The organism is Cellulomonas sp. 73-92, from assembly GCF_001898175.1.
Taxonomy (GTDB): Bacteria; Actinomycetota; Actinomycetes; order Actinomycetales; family Cellulomonadaceae; genus Cellulomonas.
The window spans coordinates 232,082-252,289 of sequence record NZ_MKTH01000014.1; the positions used below are offsets into that span (position 1 = coordinate 232,082).

The following is a 20,208-nucleotide window of genomic DNA, read 5'->3' on the forward strand; positions in this document are numbered from 1 at the left end:
GATGGGGCCCGTGGAGGTCACCCAGCCGACGCTCGCCGGCATGCCGCGCGTTCGCGCGCCGCGCCCGGTGAAGGAGCGCGCGGTCGCCGCGACGCTCCCGGTGGCCCGGGTGTGCGTCGACGTCCAGCCCGCGCACCTCGACCGGCTCTTCGACTACCTGGTGCCCGCGGACCTCGACGACGCGGCACGGCCCGGCGTGCGCGTCAAGGTGCGCTTCGGCGGCCAGGACGCGGACGGCTACCTGCTCTCGCGGCACGAGTCGACCGAGCACGACGGCCGGCTGGCGCCGCTGCGCCGCGTCGTCACCGGGGAACCGGTGCTGACGCCCGAGGTGGCACGCCTGGCCAGGGTGGTCGCCGACCGCTACGCGGGGACGCTGGCGGACGTGCTGCGGCTGGCGGTGCCGCCGCGGCACGCGCGCGTCGAGGCCGAGCCGCACGACGAGGCGGTGGCACCCCCTCCCGCCTCCGTCGCGACGGCGTGGGCGCCGTACCGGGGTGGCCCCGCCCTCCTGCAGCACCTCCTGGCGGGCGGCCGCCCACGGGCCGTCTGGACGGCCCTGCCGGGGCCGGCGGGGGAGCGCTGGCCGGACGCGATCGCCCAGGCCGTCGCCGCGTGCGTGCTGGGCGGGCGGGGCGCGCTCGTCGTCGCGCCCGACGCCCGCGACGTCGACCGCGTCCTGCGGGCGCTCACCCGTGTCGGCCTGGGCGCCGGATCGCCCGGCGGAGCGGTGCGGCTGACGGCCGACGAGGGGCCTGCGGCGCGCTACCGGGCTTTCCTCGCCGCACGACGAGGCGCCGCACGGGTCGTCGTGGGCACCCGCGCCTCGGTGTTCGCGCCGGTGGCCGATCTCGGGCTCGTCGTGCTCTGGGAGGACGGCGACCCGCTGCACGCCGAACCGCGCTCGCCCTACCCGCACGCGCGGGAGGTGCTGGCGCTGCGCGCCGACCTGGCGGGGTGCGCCGCGCTCATCGGCGGGTTCGGGCGCACCGTCGAGGCGCAGCGGCTCCTCGAGACGGGGTGGGCACGCGAGGTGGCGGCCGACCGCGCGGTGGTGCGCGAGCGCACCGCCCGCGTGCGCGCCCTGACGTCGACCGAGCTCGCCAAGGAGGGCCCCGCGGCCGCGGCGCGGCTGCCGGCGCCGGTCTTCGCGGCGATGCGGTCCGCCCTCGAGTCCGGGCCGGTGCTGGTGCAGGTGCCGCGCGCCGGGTACGTCCCCGTGACGGCCTGCGCCCGCTGCCACGCGCCCGCCCGGTGCGCCGTGTGCACGGGGCCGCTCGGCGTCGATGCGGCCGGCGCGGTGCCGTCGTGCCGGTGGTGCGGCCGGCTGGCGACCGACTGGGCGTGCCGGGAGTGCGGCGGCCGCGCGATGCGGTCGGTGCGCGTCGGGTCGGGGCGCACCGCCGAGGAGGTCGGGCGGGCGTTCCCGGGTGTCCCCGTCCGCACCAGCGGCGCACGCACCAGCGGTGGCGTGCTCGACACGGTGCCCGACCGGCCGGCGGTCGTGGTGGCGACGCCGGGGGCGGAGCCGGTCACCGACGGCGGCTATGCCGCGGCGGTGCTCCTCGACGCCGCCGTCGCCACGGCCGGTGAGGGGCTGGCGGTCGAGCCCGACGCGCTGCGGCGCTGGCTGGCCGCCGCGGCCCTGGTGCGCCCCGCGGCGGCCGGGGGCCAGGTGCTGCTCGTCGGCGACGGCGCCGCGCGACCCACCCAGGCGCTCGTCCGCTGGGACCCCGCCGGGCTGGCCGAGCGCGAGCTCGCCGAGCGCGCGACCCTTCGGCTGCCGCCGGCCGTCGCCATGGCGGCGGTCACCGGGCCCCGGCAGGCGGTGGACCTCGTGGTCGGCCGCGTGGCCGCGCCCGGCCTGGTCGTGCTCGGCCCGGTCCCGGCGCCGGGCGCCGCCGCGGCCCTCGATCCCGACGTCCGGACGCTGCTCCGCGTCGCGCCGGACGCCGCGTCCGCGCTGGCGCGGTCCCTGGCCCAGTCGCTCGCGGTCCGCAGCGCCCGGCGCGAGGGCGGTGCCCTGCGCGCACAGGTCGACCCACCGGAGGTGCTGTGAGGCTCGACGCCCTGCTGCTGGACCTGGGCAACGTGCTGGTGCGGTGGGAGTGGCGGGCCGCCTTTGCCGGCCTGCTCACCGACGAGGAGGCCGCCCGGTTCCACGCCGAGGCGGACTTCGGCGAGCTCAACCGGCGCCTCGACGCCGGCCTGGGGTGGGACGACGCGGTCGCGGAGCTGTCCGCCCGGGACCCCTGGCTCGGCCGGATGCTGGCCGTCTACCGGGAGCGCTACCCGTTGACGCTGCCGGGCCCGGTGCCGGGGATGGCCGACCTGGTCGCGGAGCTGCGTGGGCTCGGCCTGCGCCTGGTCGGGCTGACGAACTGGTCGGCCGAGATGTGGCCGCTCGCGATCCCGACGGCCCCCGTCATCGGCACGCTCGACGGCGTCGTCGTCTCCGGGGTGGAGGGCGTGGGCAAGCCGGACCCACGGATCTTCCGGCTGGCGTCGCAGCGGTACGCGCTCCGGCCGGACCGGACGCTGTTCGTCGACGACAGCCCTCCCAACGTCGAGGCCGCCGCGGCCCTCGGCTTCCAGGCGGTGACGTTCACGGGGGCCGACGACCTGCGCCGCGACCTGCTCGCCCGCGGCGTGCCCGTCGTCGCGCCCTAGGATCGCCGACGTGCGTGTGCTGTTCGCCGGGACCCCTGCCGCCGCCGTGCCGTCGCTGCGAGCCCTGGCGGCCTCGGCGCACGAGGTGGTCGCCGTCCTCACGCGGCCCGACGCGCCGGCGGGCCGCGGTCGCGCCCTGCTGCCCAGCGCCGTCCGCACCGTGGCCGACGAGCTCGGCATCGAGGTGCTGACGCCTCCCCGGCTGCGCGACGAGGCGTTCCGGGAGCGCCTCGCGGCGCTCGACGTCGAGGCGGCGGCGGTCGTCGCCTACGGTGCCCTCGTGCCGCCCGACCTGCTGGCCGCCGTGCCGCACGGCTGGGTGAACCTGCACTTCTCGCTGCTGCCCGCGTGGCGCGGCGCCGCGCCGGTGCAGCACGCCGTCATCGCCGGCGACGAGGTGACGGGCGCGACGACCTTCCTACTGGAGCAGGGCCTCGACACCGGTCCGGTGTACGGGCTGCTGACCGAGACGATCCGGCCGCGGGACACCGCGGGCGACCTGCTGGGCCGGCTCGCCGAGGCCGGCGCCGGGCTGCTCGTGCGCACCTTGGACGGCATCGAGGACGGCACGCTCGTCGCGGTGCCGCAGGAGCGGCACGGCGTCAGCCTCGCGCCGAAGCTGACGCCCGACGACGCCCGGGTGCGCTGGACCCACCCGGCCGTGGCCGTCGACCGGCGCATCCGCGGCTGCACGCCGGAGCCGGGGGCGTGGACCACGCTGCCGGACGGCGCGCGCCTGGGCCTGGGACCGGTGACGCTCACCGACCAGGTGCTCGCGCCGGGTCTGGTCGTCGCCGGCAAGCACGACGTCGTCGTCGGGACCGCGACGCAGGCGGTGCGCCTCGGCGAGGTGACGCCGACCGGGAAGCGGACCATGCCCGCGGCCGACTGGGCCCGCGGGGCCCGGCTCGCGGCGGGCACCGTGCTGGGGCAGGCGTCATGACCGACGAACGGCGCGACGAGCGGGGCCGCCAGCGCGGCGCGGCCCGCGCCGAGGGTCAGGGTCACCGCTCGGCCGCCGCGCCGTCGCAGCGCGCCCGCCGAGGCGATCCTGCCCGCACCGCGGCGTTCGACGTGCTGTGCCAGGTCGCGGACTCCGACGCCTACGCGAACCTCGTCCTGCCGCCGCTGCTGCGGGACCGACGCATCGCCGGCCGCGACGCGGCCTTCGCCACCGAGCTCGCCTACGGCACGCTGCGGATGCGCGGGCGGTACGACGCGGTGCTCGCGCTCGTCGTCGACCGCGGGCTGGAGAACGTCGACCCGCCGGTGCTGGACCTGCTGCGCCTCGGCGCCCATCAGCTTCTCGGCATGCGCGTGCCGCCGCACGCCGCCGTGTCGGAGACGGTCGCGCTCGCGCGGGCGCGCACCGGCGCCGGCTCCGCGCAGTTCGTCAACGCGATCCTCCGGCAGGTCGCCGAGCAGCCGGTCGAGGCGTGGCTGGGCAGACTCGCTGACGGGGCGCCCGACGAGGACGGCCGCCTGGCGGCCGTGTGGAGCCACCCCGGCTGGATCGTGCGCGCCCTGCGCGAGGCGCTCGTTGGGAACGGCCGGGCGGCCGGCGAGATCGACGCGCTGCTCGCCGCGGACGACCAGGCGCCGCACGTGACGCTCGTCGCGCGGCCCGGCCTGGCCACGCTCGACGAGCTGGCGTCGCAGGCGCGCGACGCGACGCCCGGGACCCTGGCGCCGACGGCGCTCAGCCTGGCCGGCGGCGACCCGGCGGCGCTGGCCGCCGTGCGCGAGGGACGGGCCGGCGTGCAGGACGAGGGCAGCCAGCTCGTCGCCCTCGCCCTGGCGCACGCGCCGCTCGACGGCCCCGACGAGCGTTGGCTCGACCTGGCCGCCGGCCCCGGTGGCAAGGCCGCGCTCCTGGCGGCCGAGGCCGGCCGGCGTGGCGCACGCCTCGTCGCCAACGAGCTCCAGCCCCACCGCGCGCGGCTCGTGCGGGACTCCCTGCGGGCAGCGCCGCCCGGGTCGGTCGAGGAGGTCCGGACCGGCGACGGCCGCCTCGTCGGCACCGCCGAGCCCGGCTCGTACGACCGGGTGCTGCTCGACGCACCCTGCACCGGGCTCGGCGCCCTGCGCCGCCGTCCCGAGGCACGCTGGCGCCGGACGCCGGCGGACTTGGCGCCGCTGACGCAGCTGCAGCGCGAGCTGCTGGCCTCCGCGCTGGCCGCCGTGCGGCCCGGCGGCCTGGTCGCCTACGTCACGTGCTCGCCCCATCTGGCCGAGACCCGGCTCGTGGTGACCGACGCCCTGCGGGCGGCCGCCCGGGCGGGGACGCCGGCGACGCTCGTCGACGCCCGCCCGGCCGTGGCGGGCCTGGCCCCGGGCGACGCGCCGGACCTCGGGGACGGCCCCCACGTGCAGCTCTGGCCGCACGTGCACGGCACCGACGCGATGCACCTGTCGCTGCTGCGCCGCGACGCCTCCTAGGCTGGCCGCGTGGCGGTCCGCATCAACCCCAGCATCCTCTCGGCCGACTTCGCGAACCTCGAGCGTGACCTGGCGGCGATCGCGACGGCCGACTACGCCCACGTCGACGTCATGGACCAGCACTTCGTGCCGAACCTGACGATCGGCCTGCCGGTCGTGGCCCGGCTCGCGCAGGTGTCGCCGGTGCCCCTCGACGTGCACCTCATGGTCGACGACGCGGACCGGTGGGCGCCGGAGTACGCCGCCGCGGGCGCCGCGTCCGTCACCTTCCACGCCGAGGCGACGCAGGCGCCCGTGCGGCTGGCGCGCGAGCTGCGGTCGCACGGCGTGCGTGCCGGCGTCGCGGTGCGCCCGGCCACGCCCGTCGAGCCGCTCCTCGACCTGCTCGACGAGTTCGACATGATCCTCGTCATGACGGTGGAGCCCGGGTTCGGCGGGCAGCCGTTCATCGACGGCACCCTGCCGAAGCTGCGCCGCGCCCGGCAGGCGATCCGCGCGGCGAACGCCGCCACGTGGATCCAGGTCGACGGCGGCGTGAGCCGCGAGACGATCGGCCGCATCGCGGCCGCGGGAGCGGACACGTTCGTCGCCGGCTCCGCGGTCTACGCCGCGCCCGACGTCGCGGCCGAGATCGCCGCGCTGCGCGCCCTCGCCCTGCCGACGGTCTCGGCCTGAGCGCGCGCCGGGCGCGTCGTTCGCCGCCGGGCGCATCGTTCGGCGCCGACCTCCATGGTTCCGGCGCCCGCAACCCCTGCGCTCGCTCACGAACCATGCGCTGGGCGGGGTGACGAACCGACCGTGGCGGTGTGGTAGAACAGACGGCGCAAGCACACGTGCTCCGGGGTCGGTGAAAGTCCGAGCCGGCGGTGACAGTCCGCGACCCGCGAGGTTCCGCAAGGGACCGGACGGTGGACCTGGTGGAACTCCGGGACCGACGGTGAAAGTCCGGATGGGAGGAGTCGTGGCGGTGCGCGGACGTCCGCGCACCGCGACTGCAGGGCACCGTCCCTGCCGTCCCACCCCGGTGCCGATCGACGGCGCGGAGGTGGGGACATGGCGACCAGCACGCAGCACCGCGGGTCCGTTCTGCCCGCCGGCGCCAGCGGCGCCGAGCTGACCACGCTGCGCCGGGCCTTCGAGCTGGCGCGCCGTGGCCCGGCGCACGGGCCGAACCCGCGCGTCGGGGCGGTCCTGCTCGGACGGGACGGCGCGACGATCGGGGAGGGCTGGCACCGCGGCGCCGGCACGCCGCACGCCGAGGTCGCCGCCCTGGCCGACGCCGCCGCCCACGGCCACGACACGCGCGGCGCCACCGCGGTGGTCACCCTGGAGCCGTGCGACCACACCGGCCGGACCGGACCGTGCAGCGTCGCGCTCCTGGAGGCGGGAGTCTCCCGGGTCGTCGCCTCGGTGCAGGACCCGAACCCGGTCGCCGCCGGCGGGGCCGACCGCCTGCGCAGGGGCGGCGTCGAGGTCGTCATGGGCGTCCTCGAGGAGGAGGGCCGCACCGTGCTCGGGCCGTGGTTCCACGCCGTGCGGCACGGGCGACCGTTCGTCACGCTCAAGCTGGCGGTCAGCCTCGACGGTCGCGTCGCCGCGGCCGACGGCACCAGCCGCTGGATCACCTCCGACGTCGCCCGCCGCCACGGCCACGAGCTGCGCTCCCAGGTGGACGCCATCGTCGTCGGCACCGGCACCGCGCTGGCCGACGACCCGGAGCTGACCGCCCGCACCGCGGACGGCGCGCTCGTCGAGCACCAGCCGCTGCGCGTCGTCGTCGGCCTGCGCGACCTGCCCGCGGGCGCCCGGCTGCACGGCCCCGGCGGCCCGCTGGTCCAGCTCCGCACCCACGAGCCCGCCGACGTGCTCGAGGCCCTCGCCGGCCGCGAGGTCCGCCACGCGCTCGTCGAGGGCGGGCCGACCCTCGCCGCCGCCTTCCTGCGGGCCGGCCTGGTCGACGAGGTGCACGCCTACCTCGCGCCCGTGCTGCTCGGCGCCGGCCGGCTCGCCGTCGGCGACCTCGGCGTCACCACCATCGACGAGGCGCTGCGCCTCGACCCCGTCCACGTGCAACCGCTGGGGCCCGACGTGCTCGTCGTCGCGACGCCCCGCCCGAGGGAGGCCTGATGTTCACCGGCATCGTCGAGGAGGTCGGCGCCGTCGTCGACCTCGACCTGCGCCACGGCGAGGGCGACGCGCGGCTCGTCGTGCGCGGCCCGCTCGTCGTGCAGGACGCCCGCATCGGCGACTCGATCGCGGTCTCGGGGGTCTGCCTGACGGTGACCGACCTGCCGGGCGACGGCAGCTTCGCCGCCGACGTCATGCCCGAGACCCTCCACCGGTCGACCCTGGGCGGCCTGGCCGCCGGCGACCCCGTCAACCTGGAGCGCGCGCTGCCGGTCGGCGGCCGCTACGGCGGCCACGTCGTCCAGGGGCACGTGGACGGCATCGGCGAGGTCCGCGAGCGCGTCGCGGGCCCCCGCTGGGAGGACCTGACGATCGCGCTGCACCCGGACCTCGCACGCTACGTCGCGGAGAAGGGCTCGATCGCGATCTCCGGCGTCTCGCTGACGGTCACCTGGGTCTCCGACGCCGCGTTCGGCGTCTCCCTCATCCCGACGACCCTCGCCGCCACGACGCTCGGCGACGCCGGGCCCGGCACCACCGTCAACCTGGAGGTCGACGTGCTCGCCAAGTACACGGAACGGCTGCTCGCCACGGGCGGGGTGCTGCGATGAGCGAGATCACGCTCGGGACCGTCGAGCAGGCGCTCGACGCGCTGCGGGCCGGCAAGCCGGTGCTCGTCGCCGACTCCCCGGACCGGGAGAACGAGGCGGACGTCATCTTCGCGGCGCAGCACGCGACGGCGCGGTGGGTGGCGTGGACCATCCGGCACTCGTCCGGGTACCTGTGCGCGCCGATGCCCGCCGCCCGCGCCGACGCCCTGGACCTGCCGCTCATGGTGCCGCAGAGCCAGGACCCGCGCCGGACCGCGTACACCGTGACCGTCGACGCCGCCGCCGGCGTCACCACGGGCATCTCGGCCGCGGACCGCACGCGGACGCTGCGCGTGCTCGCCGACCCCGCCTCGGGGCGCGGCGACCTCATCCGGCCGGGCCACGTGCTGCCGCTGCGCGCCGTCCCCGGCGGCGTGCTGCACCGCGGCGGGCACACGGAGGCCGCGGTCGACCTGTGCCGGCTCGCCGGGCTCGAGCCGGTGGCGGGCATCGCCGAGCTCATCAACGACGACGGCACGATGGCCCGCCTCCCGGAGGCCTGCGCGCTGGCCCGCGAGGATGGCCTCGTCGTGCTGACCATCGAGGAGATCGCCGAGTGGCGCCTGGCGCACGGCGACCTCGTGCCGGAGGCGCCCGGGGACGGCCCGCTGCAGCCCCGGGTCCAGCACACCTCCTCGGCGCAGCTGCCGACCCGCTACGGCGACTTCCGCGTGCGCGGCTACCGCGACCTGCGCACGGGCGACGAGCACATCGCGCTCGTCCCGGTGGCGGGCCTGGCGGAACGGCCGACGGTCCGGGTCCACTCCGAGTGCCTCACGGGCGACGCCTTCGGCTCCGAGCGCTGCGACTGCGGGCCCCAGCTGCAGGAGGCGATGCGGCTGGCCGCGACGAGCGGTGGCGCCGTCGTCTACCTGCGTGGCCACGAGGGCCGTGGCATCGGCCTGCTCGCCAAGATCGCCGCCTACGCGCTGCAGGACGAGGGCCGCGACACCGTCGAGGCGAACATCGACCTGGGCTGGCCGGCGGACCGGCGGGAGTACGGCGCGGCGGCGGCGATCCTCGAGGACCTCGGCATCACGCACGTGACGCTCCTCACCAACAACCCGGCCAAGGTGGCCGGGCTGCGGGCGCACGGCATCGACGTCGCGGAGGTGCGCGGCCTGGAGGTCGGGCGCACGCCGCACAACGCGGCGTACCTGGAGACCAAGGCCCGCCAGATGGGCCACCTGCTGAAGAACCTGGGGGAGACGGCGTGAGCGGGGTCGGCGCACCGAGCATGAACCTGGACGGGACGGGCCTGCGGGTCGTCGTCGTCGCGGCCTCGTGGCACCAGGTGGTGATGGACGGCCTGGTGGCCGGCGCGCAGCGGGCGCTGGCCGACGCCCACGCCGAGGTGACGCTGGTCCGCGTCCCCGGCTCGTTCGAGCTGCCCGTGGGCGCGCTGCACGCGGCGCGCTCGGGTGCGGACGCGGTCGTGGCGCTCGGCGTCGTCATCCGTGGCGGCACGCCGCACTTCGACTACGTGTGCCAGGCGGCCACGGAAGGCCTGACCCGCGTCGCGCTCGACACGGGCGTGCCGGTCGGCTTCGGCCTGCTGACGTGCGACGACGAGGCGCAGGCGCTCGACCGCGCCGGGCTGCCCGGTTCGCACGAGGACAAGGGCTACGAGGCCGCCCAGGCCGCCGTGGCGACCCTGCTGGCGCTCCGCCCGCTGGACGCGCCGTCGCCGGCCGGGGCCCGACGTCTAGGCTCCCGGTCGTGAGCCACGACGTGAACCCCGACGTGAAGACCTTCGAGGGCCTGTTCGCGGAGCTGGAGCGCAAGGCGGTCGAGCGCCCCGCCGGGTCGCGCACCGTTGACGAGCTCGACGCCGGCGTCCACGCCATCGGCAAGAAGGTCGTCGAGGAGGCCGCCGAGGTGTGGATGGCGGCCGAGCACGAGGGCGACGAGCGCACGGCGGAGGAGATCAGCCAGTTGCTCTACCACCTGCAGGTGCTCATGATCGCGCGCGGCCTGTCGCTGCAGGACGTGTACCGCTACCTCTGAGTCGAGGACCCAGTGCTGAGGATCGCCGTCCCCAACAAGGGCTCCCTGTCCGAGCCCGCCGTCGACCTGCTGCGCGAGGCGGGCTACCGCCAGCGGCGCGACCCGCGGGAGCTGGTGCTCCCGGACCCCGACAACGACGCCGAGTTCTTCTTCCTGCGGCCGCGCGACGTCGCGGTCTACGTGGGCCAGGGCACCGTCGACGTCGGCATCACGGGCCGCGACCTGCTCATCGACTCGGGCTCGTCGGCCACCGAGCACCTGCCGCTGGGGTTCGCGCGCTCGACGTTCCGGTTCGCCTCCGCCGCCGGGCGCCTGCACGACGTGCTGGAGGTCGCCGGCCTGCGCGTGGCGACGAGCTACCCCGTCCTCGTCGAGCGCTACCTGGTGGAGCGGGGCGTGGCGGCGAGCGCGATCGTGCGGCTCGACGGGGCGGTCGAGTCGGCCATCCGGCTGGGGGTCGCCGACGTCATCGCCGACGTCGTCGAGACCGGCTCGACCCTGCGCGCCGCCGGCCTCGAGGTGTTCGGCGACCCGATCCTGCGGTCCGAGGCCGTGCTGGTCCGCCGCGCCGACGCCGACGCCCCGGCCGGGCTGGACGTGCTGACGCGCCGCATCCAGGGCGTCATCACGGCCCACGAGTACGTGCTGATGGACTACGACGTGCCGATCTCGGCCGTGGATCGCGCGGTCCGCATCACGCCCGGCCTGGAGTCCCCGACGGTCTCGCCGCTGCACGACAAGCAGTGGTGCGCCGTGCGGGCGATGGTCCCGCGGGCGCAGACCAACCGGGTGATGGACGAGCTCTACGAGGCCGGCGCGCGGGCGATCATCGTCACCTCCATCCACGCCTGCCGCCTGTGACCCCACCGCCGGGGGCCGACGACCGGCCGTTCCGGCCGCGGTTCGCCCGCGTGGTGAACCTCGTCATCGGCGGGGCGGTGCTCGTCCTGACCGCGCTGCTCGTCGGCGCTCTCACCGACGTGCCGTGGGGCGACCGGGTCGGCATCGGCCTCGTCGGGCTCGCAGTGGCCTGGTTCTGCTGGCGGGAGGCCGCGGTCGTCGCGCGGCCCGACGAGGCCGGGCTGACGGTGCGCAACCTCGTCGTGCGCCGGCGCCTGGCCTGGGCGCAGATCGTCGACGTGCGGTTCGGCGAGGGACGGCCGTGGGTGCAGCTGGACCTGGCGGATGGCGACACCCTCGCGGTCATGGCGATCCAGCGGGCCGACGGCGCCGCCGCCCGGCAGGAGGCACGTCGCCTGGCGACCCTCGTCGCACGCCACACCGCCACCGGCCACGACGACTAGGGCGTGCGGACCCCTACGCTGGGCGCGATGGCCCCCTCGATCGATCCCGCCGAGCGCCTGCTCGACCTCGTCATCGCCCTGGTCAACACCTCGGGCCGCATGACGAAGCAGCAGGTGCGCTCGTCCGTGGCCGGATACCAGGACGCGGTGTCCGACGAGGCCTTCGAACGAATGTTCGAGCGTGACAAGGACACGCTGCGCGAGCTCGGCGTGCCGGTGCTGACGGTCACCGATGCCCGCCACGGCGACGACGTCGGCTACCGGATCGACGTCGACGCCTACGCGCTGCCTCCCGTCCAGCTGACCCCAGCGGAGCTGGGCGTGCTGTCGGTGGCGGTCCAGGTGTGGCAGGACGCGACGCTGCGCGCCGACACGACGCGGGCGCTGACGAAGCTGCGCGCCGTGGGGGAGGGGCCGTCCGCGACCGACCTGCTCGCCGGCCTGGCACCGCGGGTGCGCGCCGACGGCTCCGCGTTCGGGCCGCTCGTCGAGGCCGTCCAGGAGCGGCGCGCGGTGCGGTTCACCTACCGGGCGGCCTCGTCGGGCGAGGTCCGTGAGCGCACCGTGGAACCGTGGCGGCTGCTCGCGCGCCGGGGCGGCTGGGTGCTCGTCGGCCTGGACCGCGACCGTGGCGCGTCGCGGTCCTTCCGGCTGGGCCGCATCCAGGGCCGGGTTCGGCCGGTGGGCGCTCCGGGGGCCTTCGAGCCGCCCACGGACGCGCAGCTGGCGGACGCCCTCGCGGCCTGGACGCAGGGCCCCGAGCGCACCGCCGCCCTGGCCGTGCTGCCGGACCGAGCCGCCGCCCTGCGTGCCAGGGCGGTGGACGACGAGGCCTTCGACCCCGACGCGGTGCCGGGTGCGCGCGAGGTGCTCGCCGACCGCGACCTGGTGCACGTCCGGTACCGCTCCACGTGGGAGCTGGCCGAGGAGGTCGTCGGCTACGGCTCCGCCGTCGTCGTGCTGGCGCCCGCCGGCGTGCGCGACGCCGCGCTCGACCTCCTGCGCACCGCCTCCAGGCTCGACATCCCTGCGGAGGTGCCCCGTGCCTGAGCGCGCCCCGGACCGGCTGCTGCGGATGCTCGGCATGGTCGCCTACCTCGACGCGCACGACGACGTGGCCGTCGACGACCTCGCCGCGCAGTTCGGGGTCACGCCGGACCAGGCAATCGCCGACATCGACACCCTCTGGGTGACCGGGACGCCCGGCTACCTGCCGTACGACCTCATCGACTTCGACGCCACCGCGTACGAGCGCGGCGTCGTCACCCTCGTCGAGGCCCGCGGCCTGACCCGCCCGCTGCGGCTCGGCGGCCGCGAGGCGGTCGCGCTGGTCGCCGCGCTGCGGTCGATGGCCTCGTCCCTGGGACCGGCACTGGACGACGAGCGCGCCGCCGCGCTGCGCTCGGCCCTGGAGAAGGTGACGGCCGCGGCCGGCGACGCCGCCGCCGCGGTCGACGTGCAGCTGCCCGCCGCCGCCACGCCCCAGGTGGCGGCCGCGATCGGCGACGCCCTCGCGCGCGGCCGCCGGCTGCGCATCCGGTACGTCGACGCCGGCGACCGCACGAGCGAGCGCGAGGTCGACCCGGTGCGGCTCGTCACCGACGACGAGCGCCGCTACCTGCTCGCCTGGTGCCGCGCCTCCCAGGGCGAGCGGCTGTTCCGGGTGGACCGCGTGGTCGCCGCCGAGGTGCTCGACGCCCCGGCCGAGGAGCACCCGCTGCCGGAGCGCGCCGAGGTGTTCACCCCGGACGGCGGGGAGCCCGTCACCCTGCACCTGGCCAGCCAGGGGCGCTGGATCGTCGAGACGACGCCGGCCGAGGCGGTGCGCGACCTGCCGGACGGCTCCTTCGAGGTCGACCTGCGGGTGGTCCAGCCGGCCTGGCTGCGGCACCTGCTGCTGCAGGCCGCCCACACGGTCATCGACGTCCGGCCCGCCCAGGTGGCGCACGACGCCGCCGCCTTCGCCCGCCGCGCGCTGGCCGCCTACGCGCCGCTGCTCCCGCCCGGAGAGGGGGGCTGAGGCCGTGCCGTGGGTGATCGTCTGGCCGGTGCTCGTCGCCGCCGCGCTCGTCGGCGGGTTCCTCCTGGGTCGCGACCTGTGGCGGCGGGGCAAGGCCCTGGCACGTGCGGCGGCACGGGCGGCCGAGGCCTCGGCGCGGATCACGCAGGACGCCGACACGCTGGCCGACGAGGCGGCGGCGCGCCACCCGGTCCCGCCCGTGGCCCTGCTCCGCGACCGGGCGGAGCTGCGCGCGGACCTCGAGTCGGCGCGCCAGGCGCGGGACCGGGTGCTCGACGAGCGGCACGCACGCCTGCGGCGGGTCATGGCCCGCTGGCCGGAGCATTGGTGCTGAGGGCTTCGTCCGGCCTGGCCATAGACTCGAGACACCCGAGCGAAGGCGGAGTGCGTGATGTTCAGAGACCTGGGCGCGCCGGAGATCATCCTGATCCTCGTCGTCGTCGTGCTCGTCTTCGGGGCGAGCCGGCTCCCCGGCGTCGCGAAGGCCCTCGGCCAGTCGCTGAAGATCTTCAGGAACGAGGTCAAGGGCCTGTCCGACGACTCCAAGCCCGCCGACAAGGACACCCCGAAGGACGAGCCGGGCGACGGCTCCGCTCCCAAGGCCTGAGCCCGTGGCGGGCCACCACCCGCCGGCCCCGGATGCCGCGCGGATGCCCCTGGTCGCTCACCTGCGGGAGCTCCGCAAGCGGCTCTTCCGCATCGCCATCGGCCTCGTCGTCGGCATGGTGGCCGGCTGGCTGGTCTACACGCCGGTGTTCGAGGCGCTCATCAAGCCGCTGCACGCCGCCGCCGCGGCGCGCGGTGACCTGGTCGCCATCAACTTCAGCGGGCTCGCGGCGTCGCTCGACATGCAGGTGCAGGTCTCGATCTTCCTCGCGGTGCTGCTGACCAGCCCGTGGTGGATCTACCAGGTGTGGGCCTTCGTGACGCCCGGGCTGACGCGGCGTGAGCGACGCTACGTGGTGGGCTTCCTCGGCACGGCCGTGCCGCTGTTCGCCGTCGGCGCGTGGTTCGCGTGGTGGATGCTGCCGCACGCGGTGGCGATCCTCACGTCGTTCACGCCCGCCGGGGCGATGAACCTCATCGACGCCCCGACCTACCTGTCGTTCGTCATGCGGCTGGTGCTCGCCTTCGGCGTCGCCTTCCTGCTGCCGGTGATCATGGTGGCGCTCGACCTGGTCGGGGTGGCGCGCTCCCGGGTGTGGATCCGCAGCTGGCGCTGGGCGGTGGTCGTCATCTTCGTGTTCGCCGCCGTGGCGACGCCGACGCCCGACGCCATCACGATGCTCTTTGTGGCGATCCCCATGTGCGGGCTCTACTTCGGCGCGCTGTGGATCTGCGTCGTCCACGATCGCCGCGTCGAGCGGCGCCGCGCCGAGGAGGTCGCCGCGTGAGCGCCGTCGGGGTGATCGTCAACGGCGCCGCCGGCGCGCGCGACGTGCTGGCCACCGGGAGGCGGGTCCACGAGCTGCTGCAGGCCGCCGGGCACACCGTCGTGGACTACTCCGCGCCGACGCTGGCGCAGGCGACCGACCGGGCGCGCGCCGTGGCCACGGCGGGGCTCGCCGGGCTCGTCGTCGTCGGCGGCGACGGCGCGGTGCACCTCGGGGTCAACGTCGTCGCCGGCACGCACCTGCCGCTGGGGATCGTGCCGGCGGGCACCGGCAACGACATCGCCCGCGCGCTGCGCGTCCCGAGCCACGTCGACCGCGCCGTGGCGGACATCGTCGCCGCGCTGGCGACCCGTCCGCGGTCGCTGGACGCCGTGCGCGTCGGACGACCCGACGCCGCCGCCTACGAGTGGTTCCTCGGGGTGCTCTCGTGCGGCATCGACGCGGCGGTCAACGCCACGGCGAACGCCTACCGCTGGCCGTCCGGCCACCTCAAGTACCTGCGCGGGGTGGCCGCCGAGCTGCCGCGCTTCCGTCCCTACGGGTACCGCGTCCGGATGGACGACGACGTCTGGGAGTCCGCCGGCTCGCTCGTCGCGATCGCGAACATCCCCTGGTTCGGGGGTGGGCTGAAGATCGCGCCCGACGCCGATCCCGAGGACGGGCTGCTCGACGTCGTCGTGGCCGGGCCGTTGACCAGGCACGGCATCCTGGCGATCTTCCCCAAGGTCTACTCGGGGGCGCACGTCGGGCATCCGGCCGTCCAGGTCTTCCGCAGCCGCGCGGTGACGATCGAGCCGGTCGCGGCGCTCGGGGCGCACCCGCCCGTCGCGTTCGCCGACGGGGAGCGGATCGGCCCGCTGCCGCTGCGCCTCGAGGTGGTCCCCGGCGCGCTCGACGTGCTGCACTGACGCCCTGCCTAGGGTGGGACCGTGGCCCGTCCCTCCCCGCGCCGTCGACCGCTGCCCGACGAGCCGACGCCCGCGGAGCGGTACGCCGCGTTCCGCCGCGGCACGGCGGGCCCCGGCACGCAGCTCGCCCGGTTCGCGGGCACCCTCGGCTTCCAGCTCGACCCGTTCCAGGTCGACGCCTGCGAGGCGGTCGAGCGCGGCCAGGGCGTCCTCGTCGCGGCGCCCACCGGCGCCGGCAAGACGGTGGTCGGTGAGTTCGCCGTCCACCTGGCCCTGGCGACCGGCCGGAAGGCCTTCTACACGACGCCCATCAAGGCCCTCTCGAACCAGAAGTACGGCGACCTCGTGCGCCGCTACGGCCCCGAGCGCGTCGGCCTGCTGACCGGCGACGTCACGGTCAACGGGGAGGCCGACGTCGTCGTCATGACGACCGAGGTGCTGCGCAACATGCTGTACGCCGGCTCGGCGACGCTGGCCGGCCTCGGGTTCGTCGTCATGGACGAGGTCCACTACCTGGCCGACCGGTTCCGCGGCCCGGTGTGGGAGGAGGTGATCATCCACCTGCCGGCCTCCGTCCAGCTGGTCTCGCTGTCCGCGACGGTGAGCAACGCCGAGGAGTTCGGCGAGTGGCTGACCACCGTGCGCGGCGACACGGCGGTGGTGGTCGACGAGGTCCGGCCGGTGCCACTCGGCCAGCACGTGCTGGCCGACGGCGAGCTGCTCGACCTGTACGCCGGCACGGTCGACCCGACCGCCCCGGGGATCGACCCGCCGCTCAACCCGCTCCTCGCGCGGCGACGGCACCGCGTCGAGCCGGCCGGTCACGGGCCGGGGGACCGGGGGTTCCGGGGTCCGGGCGGGCGGCGTCCGTCCGGCCCGCACCGGCCGGGCAGGCCGACACCCCGGTTCGCCGTGGTCGACCTGCTGGCCGACGAGGGGCTGCTGCCCGCGATCGTCTTCATCTTCTCCCGCGCCGGGTGCGACGCCGCGGTGCAGCAGTGCCTGGCCGCCGGCGTGCGCCTGACCACGCCCGCGGAGTCGGCCGAGATCCGGCGCGTCGCCGAGGAGAGGATCGCTCCCGTCCCGCCCGAGGACCTCGACGTCCTCGGCTACTGGGGGTTCGTCGACGCCCTGCAACGCGGCCTGGCCGCGCACCACGCGGGCCTCCTCCCGCTGTTCAAGGAGACGGTGGAGGAGCTGTTCAGCCGCGGCCTGGTCAAGGTCGTCTTCGCCACGGAGACGCTCGCCCTGGGCATCAACATGCCGGCGCGCTCGGTCGTGCTGGAGCGGCTCGTCAAGTGGGACGGCAGCCAGCACGTCGACATCACGCCGGGGGAGTACACGCAGCTCACGGGCCGCGCCGGGCGGCGCGGCATCGACACGGAGGGCCACGCGGTCGTCGTCGACCACCCGGCGCTCGACCCGCACCACCTGGTCGGGCTCGCCTCCCGCCGGCTGTACCCGCTGCGCTCGAGCTTCCGGCCCACCTACAACATGGCCGTCAACCTCGTCGAGCAGCTGGGCCGGGAATCGGCTCGCGAGGTGCTCGAGACCTCGTTCGCCCAGTTCCAGGCCGACCGCGGCGTCGTCGGCCTGGCCCGCCAGGCCCAGTCGCAGGCCGAGGCGCTGGCCGGGTACGCCCAGTCGATGACGTGCGAGCGCGGCGACTTCGCGGAGTACTTCCGGCTCCGCCGTGAGATCGGCGACCTCGAGAAGGCCGACGCGCGCGGCCGGGCGAGCGACCGGCGCGCGGAGGCGGTCCGCTCGCTGGAGAAGCTCGCACCTGGCGACGTCGTCCGCGTGCCCACCGGCCGGCGCAGCGGCTACGCCGTCGTCGTCGACGCGGGCCAGCCAGGTGGCTTCGACGGGCCGAGGCCCGCCGTGCTGGGGGCCGACCGTACGGTCCGGCGGCTGACGGCCGCCGACGTCGGCGCGGGCGTCACGACCGTGGCGCACGTGCGCCTGGCCCGCGGCTTCAACGCCCGGGTCCCGGCCGACCGTCGCGACCTGGCCGCCCGGTTGCGCGCCGCTGTCGACGCCCTGGCGCCCGACGAGCGCGGCGAGCGGCGCCGCCGGTCGGCGACCACCGCTACCCACGACGACGAGATCGCCGCGCTGCGGCGCAGGATGCGCGCCCACCCCTGCCACGCGTGCCCGGACCGGGAGGAGCACGCCCGGTGGGCCGAGCGGTGGTGGCGCCTGGAGAACGAGCACGACGCCCTGGTGCAGCGCATCGCGGGACGGACGGGCTCGATCGCCGTCGTCTTCGACCGGATCTGCGACGTCCTGGTCCGGCTCGGGTACGCCAGACGTTCCGGTGACGGCCTGCAGGTCACTGCGGACGGTCACTGGCTGCGCCGCCTGTACGCCGAGAACGACCTGCTGCTGGCCGAGTGCCTGCGCCGCGGCGTCTGGGACGAGCTCGACGCCGCCCAGCTGGCCGCCGCGGTCTCCGTGCTCGTCTACCGCTCGCGGGCCGACGGCTCCGAGCCCCGCATCCCCGGCGGACCCGGCGGACGGCTGGGGCGCGCGCTGGAGGCGACGGCACGCACCTGGGGCGAGCTCGACGACCTCGAGAAGACCAACGAGCTGGCGACCGTCCAGCCCCTCGACGCCGGCATCGCCGAGGCGATCCACCGGTGGGCGTCGGGGCGGGGGCTCGACACCGTCCTGCGCGGCGGGGAGCTCGCCGCGGGGGACTTCGTCCGGTGGTGCAAGCAGGTGATCGACGTGCTGGACCAGGTGGCGCAGGCGGCGCCCCGGCCCGCGCTGCGGGCGACGGCGGCCCGAGCGGTCGAGGCCCTGCGCCGCGGGGTGGTGGCGTACTCGTCGGTCTAGCGGCCGAGCAGGGCCTACCGGCGGCGCCGCGCGCGACGGCCGGTGCCCTAGTGTGCAGCCGTGACCAGCACCCTGTACCGCAACGGCGTGGTCCACACGCCCGCCGACCCGTTCGCCGAGGCGATCCTCGTCGACGACGGCACGGTGGCCTGGGTCGGCTCCGAGGACTCGGCGTCCGGCTTCGCCGCCCGGGCCGACGTGGTGGTCGACCTCGACGGCGCCCTGGTCACGCCGGCCTTCGTCGACGCGCACGTGCACGTCCTGGAGACGGCGCTCGCCCTCGACGGCCTCGATCTCTCGGCCGCCGGCGGGGTGCACAGCCTGGCCGACGCGCTCGACGCGATCCACCGCGCGGCCGAGGCGCGAGCCGCCGGCGATGCGCCTCTGCTCGGCTTCGGCTGGGATGAGCACGCGTGGCCCGAGGGCCGCCGCCCCTCGCTGGCGGAGCTCGACGCCGCCGCCGGCGGCGCCCCGGCCTACCTCGCCCGGGTCGACGTCCACTCCGCCCTGGTGACGGGCACGTTCGCGGAGCGGGCGGGGCTGCGGCGCCTCACCGGCTGGCACGACGACGGCTGGGTGACCGGAGACGCTCACCACGTCGCGCGCGACGAGGCCCTCCGCCTCGCGCCCGATCGGCGCACCGCCCTGTACCGCTCCGCCCTCGCCCACGCGGCCGCACGGGGCATCGTGTCCGTCCACGAGATGTCGGCGCCGTTCGTCGACACCCGGGCGGGCCTGATCGAGCTGCTCGAGACGACGGCCACGGCGCAGTCGGGGCTGCCGCTCGTCGTGGGCTACCGGGCCGAGAGGTGCGTGACGGTCGACGACGCCCACGCACTGCTCGCGGCGATCCCCGGGCTGACCGGCATCGGCGGGGACCTCAACGTCGACGGCTCCCTCGGGTCCCGCACCGCGGCCCTGCGGGCGCCCTACGCCGACGCCGCCGGGGAGTCCGGCGTGCTGTACCTGACGGCGGAGCAGATCGCGAACCACGTCGCCGCCGTGACCCGTGCCGGCGTGCACGCCGGGTTCCACGTCATCGGCGACCGGGCGATGGACGAGCTGCTCCTCGGCCTCAAGGCTGCCGCGGACGTGGAGGGCATGGCGCGCGTGGCGGGCGCCGGCCACCGCGTCGAGCACGCCGAGATGATCGACGCCATGACGCTGGCCCAGCTCGTGCTCCTCGGCGCCCGGGTCAGCGCCCAGCCGGCCTTCGACGCGACCTGGGGCGGCCCGGACCAGCTCTACGCCGCCCGGCTCGGCGCCGGCCGGGCGGTCCTCCTCAACCCGCTGGCCGACCTCACCGCCGCCGGCGTGCCGCTCGCCTTCGGGAGCGACGCTCCGGTCACGCCCGTCGACCCGTGGGCGGGCGTCCGCGCGGCCGTGCGCCACACGGCCGCCGACCAGCGGATCTCGGGGCGGGCGGCGTTCCGCGCCGCGACGCGCGGCGGCTGGCGGCTGGCCGGCCTCGACGGCTCCGGGGCCGGGGAGCTGCGCATCGGCGCACCGGCCCACCTCGCGGTGTGGCGGGCGCCCGTGCTGACGGTCGAGCCGGGTCAGGGGCGCCTGTCGACGTGGAGCCCCGAGGCGCGGGCCGGCACGCCACTGCTGCCCGACCTCGCGCCCGACGCGGAGCCGCCGGTGTGCCTGCGCACGGTGCGTGACGGCGTGACGATCTTCGACGCGCTGGACTGACCCGGAACGGGCCCGAGTCGGGGCCCGATCCGGCCGGCGGGCGCGACACGCCGGGCGACACGCCGACGATCCCGGCTCAGCCGAGCCACAGGTTCCGGCCTCTGACCTGCGCAGATACGAGCAGGGCCCCGGTCCCGGCCGCTTGTTGCCGCGCCG

The 20,208-nt window shown here is 76.6% G+C and carries 20 protein-coding genes and 1 riboswitch; all 20 genes read left to right on the forward strand.

Annotated elements, in window-relative coordinates; translation table 11 throughout:
- The first annotated feature begins 1 nt into the window (after position 1).
- The 20 genes from BGO37_RS11355 to BGO37_RS11450 all read left to right on the forward strand — a co-directional run bounded on the left by BGO37_RS11355 (position 2) and on the right by BGO37_RS11450 (position 20,052).
- The gene (locus BGO37_RS11355) at positions 2-2,059 is read left to right on the forward strand and encodes a primosomal protein N' (protein ID WP_291754941.1); all 2,058 of its coding nucleotides are present in this window, start codon (positions 2-4) and stop codon (positions 2,057-2,059) included.
- Positions 2,056-2,670, forward strand: coding sequence for an HAD-IA family hydrolase (locus BGO37_RS11360; protein WP_291754942.1), 615 nt, complete (start codon positions 2,056-2,058; stop codon positions 2,668-2,670). Before BGO37_RS11355 ends, BGO37_RS11360 begins: the two co-directional genes overlap by 4 nt.
- 10 nt (positions 2,671-2,680) lie before the next feature.
- Positions 2,681-3,613: a methionyl-tRNA formyltransferase gene (locus BGO37_RS11365; RefSeq protein WP_291754944.1), complete on the forward strand. Its 933-nt coding sequence runs from the start codon at positions 2,681-2,683 to the stop codon at positions 3,611-3,613.
- Positions 3,610-5,109 (forward strand): transcription antitermination factor NusB, encoded by a 1,500-nt coding sequence (locus tag BGO37_RS11370; RefSeq protein ID WP_291754945.1) that lies wholly within the window; start codon positions 3,610-3,612, stop codon positions 5,107-5,109. The genes BGO37_RS11365 and BGO37_RS11370 overlap by 4 nt, the downstream gene beginning before the upstream one ends.
- Positions 5,110-5,118: 9 nt before the next feature.
- Entirely contained in the window at positions 5,119-5,784 is a 666-nt protein-coding gene (gene rpe / locus BGO37_RS11375; protein ID WP_291754947.1) for a ribulose-phosphate 3-epimerase, read from the forward strand.
- Between the two features lie 154 nt (positions 5,785-5,938).
- Positions 5,939-6,074, forward strand: a riboswitch (FMN riboswitch).
- Between the two features lie 88 nt (positions 6,075-6,162).
- Positions 6,163-7,236: a bifunctional diaminohydroxyphosphoribosylaminopyrimidine deaminase/5-amino-6-(5-phosphoribosylamino)uracil reductase RibD gene (gene ribD / locus BGO37_RS11380; RefSeq protein WP_291754948.1), complete on the forward strand. Its 1,074-nt coding sequence runs from the start codon at positions 6,163-6,165 to the stop codon at positions 7,234-7,236.
- Positions 7,236-7,847, forward strand: a complete 612-nt coding sequence (locus BGO37_RS11385; RefSeq protein WP_291754951.1) for a riboflavin synthase — start codon at positions 7,236-7,238, stop codon at positions 7,845-7,847. The genes ribD and BGO37_RS11385 overlap by 1 nt, the downstream gene beginning before the upstream one ends.
- Positions 7,844-9,103, forward strand: coding sequence for a GTP cyclohydrolase II (gene ribA / locus BGO37_RS11390; RefSeq protein ID WP_291754952.1), 1,260 nt, complete (start codon positions 7,844-7,846; stop codon positions 9,101-9,103). Before BGO37_RS11385 ends, ribA begins: the two co-directional genes overlap by 4 nt.
- On the forward strand, positions 9,100-9,609 hold the full coding sequence (gene ribH / locus BGO37_RS11395) for a 6,7-dimethyl-8-ribityllumazine synthase (RefSeq protein WP_291754953.1): 510 nt from the start codon (positions 9,100-9,102) through the stop codon (positions 9,607-9,609). The genes ribA and ribH overlap by 4 nt, the downstream gene beginning before the upstream one ends.
- A 20-nt stretch (positions 9,610-9,629) precedes the next feature.
- Complete coding sequence (locus BGO37_RS11400; protein ID WP_291755207.1) at positions 9,630-9,893, forward strand: phosphoribosyl-ATP diphosphatase; 264 nt, start codon at positions 9,630-9,632, stop codon at positions 9,891-9,893.
- Between the two features lie 12 nt (positions 9,894-9,905).
- Positions 9,906-10,754 carry an ATP phosphoribosyltransferase gene (hisG, locus tag BGO37_RS11405; RefSeq protein WP_291754954.1) on the forward strand — a complete coding sequence of 283 codons (849 nt, stop codon included), beginning with the start codon at positions 9,906-9,908 and terminating at the stop codon, positions 10,752-10,754.
- Entirely contained in the window at positions 10,751-11,197 is a 447-nt protein-coding gene (locus tag BGO37_RS11410) for a PH domain-containing protein (RefSeq protein WP_291754956.1), read from the forward strand. The genes hisG and BGO37_RS11410 overlap by 4 nt, the downstream gene beginning before the upstream one ends.
- Positions 11,198-11,224: 27 nt before the next feature.
- Complete coding sequence (locus tag BGO37_RS11415) at positions 11,225-12,247, forward strand: YafY family protein (RefSeq protein ID WP_291754958.1); 1,023 nt, start codon at positions 11,225-11,227, stop codon at positions 12,245-12,247.
- Complete coding sequence (locus tag BGO37_RS11420; RefSeq protein ID WP_291754960.1) at positions 12,240-13,217, forward strand: YafY family protein; 978 nt, start codon at positions 12,240-12,242, stop codon at positions 13,215-13,217. The genes BGO37_RS11415 and BGO37_RS11420 overlap by 8 nt, the downstream gene beginning before the upstream one ends.
- Before the next feature lie 4 nt (positions 13,218-13,221).
- Positions 13,222-13,551, forward strand: a complete 330-nt coding sequence (locus tag BGO37_RS11425; protein WP_291754961.1) for a hypothetical protein — start codon at positions 13,222-13,224, stop codon at positions 13,549-13,551.
- 57 nt (positions 13,552-13,608) lie between these two features.
- The gene (tatA, locus tag BGO37_RS11430) at positions 13,609-13,824 is read left to right on the forward strand and encodes a twin-arginine translocase TatA/TatE family subunit (RefSeq protein ID WP_291754963.1); all 216 of its coding nucleotides are present in this window, start codon (positions 13,609-13,611) and stop codon (positions 13,822-13,824) included.
- Positions 13,825-13,867: 43 nt separating this feature from the next.
- Positions 13,868-14,611, forward strand: a complete 744-nt coding sequence (gene tatC, locus BGO37_RS11435) for a twin-arginine translocase subunit TatC (RefSeq protein WP_291754966.1) — start codon at positions 13,868-13,870, stop codon at positions 14,609-14,611.
- On the forward strand, positions 14,608-15,519 hold the full coding sequence (locus BGO37_RS11440) for a diacylglycerol kinase family protein (protein WP_291754969.1): 912 nt from the start codon (positions 14,608-14,610) through the stop codon (positions 15,517-15,519). The genes tatC and BGO37_RS11440 overlap by 4 nt, the downstream gene beginning before the upstream one ends.
- Positions 15,520-15,540: 21 nt before the next feature.
- Positions 15,541-18,357, forward strand: coding sequence for a DEAD/DEAH box helicase (locus BGO37_RS11445; protein WP_291754971.1), 2,817 nt, complete (start codon positions 15,541-15,543; stop codon positions 18,355-18,357).
- A gap of 60 nt (positions 18,358-18,417) precedes the next feature.
- A complete protein-coding gene (locus tag BGO37_RS11450) occupies positions 18,418-20,052 on the forward strand; it encodes an amidohydrolase (RefSeq protein ID WP_291754973.1) in 1,635 nt (544 codons plus the stop codon).
- Positions 20,053-20,208: the final 156 nt, after the last annotated feature.

Excerpts from the sequence above, each read along its gene's own strand:
- BGO37_RS11355 (WP_291754941.1), top strand. The coding sequence starts at position 2 with ATGGGGCCCGTGGAGGTCACCCAGCCGACGCTCGCCGGCATGCCGCGC.
- tatC (WP_291754966.1), top strand. The coding sequence starts at position 13,868 with ATGCCCCTGGTCGCTCACCTGCGGGAGCTCCGCAAGCGGCTCTTCCGC.
- BGO37_RS11370 (WP_291754945.1), top strand. The coding sequence starts at position 3,610 with ATGACCGACGAACGGCGCGACGAGCGGGGCCGCCAGCGCGGCGCGGCC.
- ribD (WP_291754948.1), top strand. The coding sequence starts at position 6,163 with ATGGCGACCAGCACGCAGCACCGCGGGTCCGTTCTGCCCGCCGGCGCC.
- BGO37_RS11385 (WP_291754951.1), top strand. The coding sequence starts at position 7,236 with ATGTTCACCGGCATCGTCGAGGAGGTCGGCGCCGTCGTCGACCTCGAC.
- ribA (WP_291754952.1), top strand. The coding sequence starts at position 7,844 with ATGAGCGAGATCACGCTCGGGACCGTCGAGCAGGCGCTCGACGCGCTG.
- BGO37_RS11415 (WP_291754958.1), top strand. The coding sequence starts at position 11,225 with ATGGCCCCCTCGATCGATCCCGCCGAGCGCCTGCTCGACCTCGTCATC.
- tatA (WP_291754963.1), top strand. The coding sequence starts at position 13,609 with ATGTTCAGAGACCTGGGCGCGCCGGAGATCATCCTGATCCTCGTCGTC.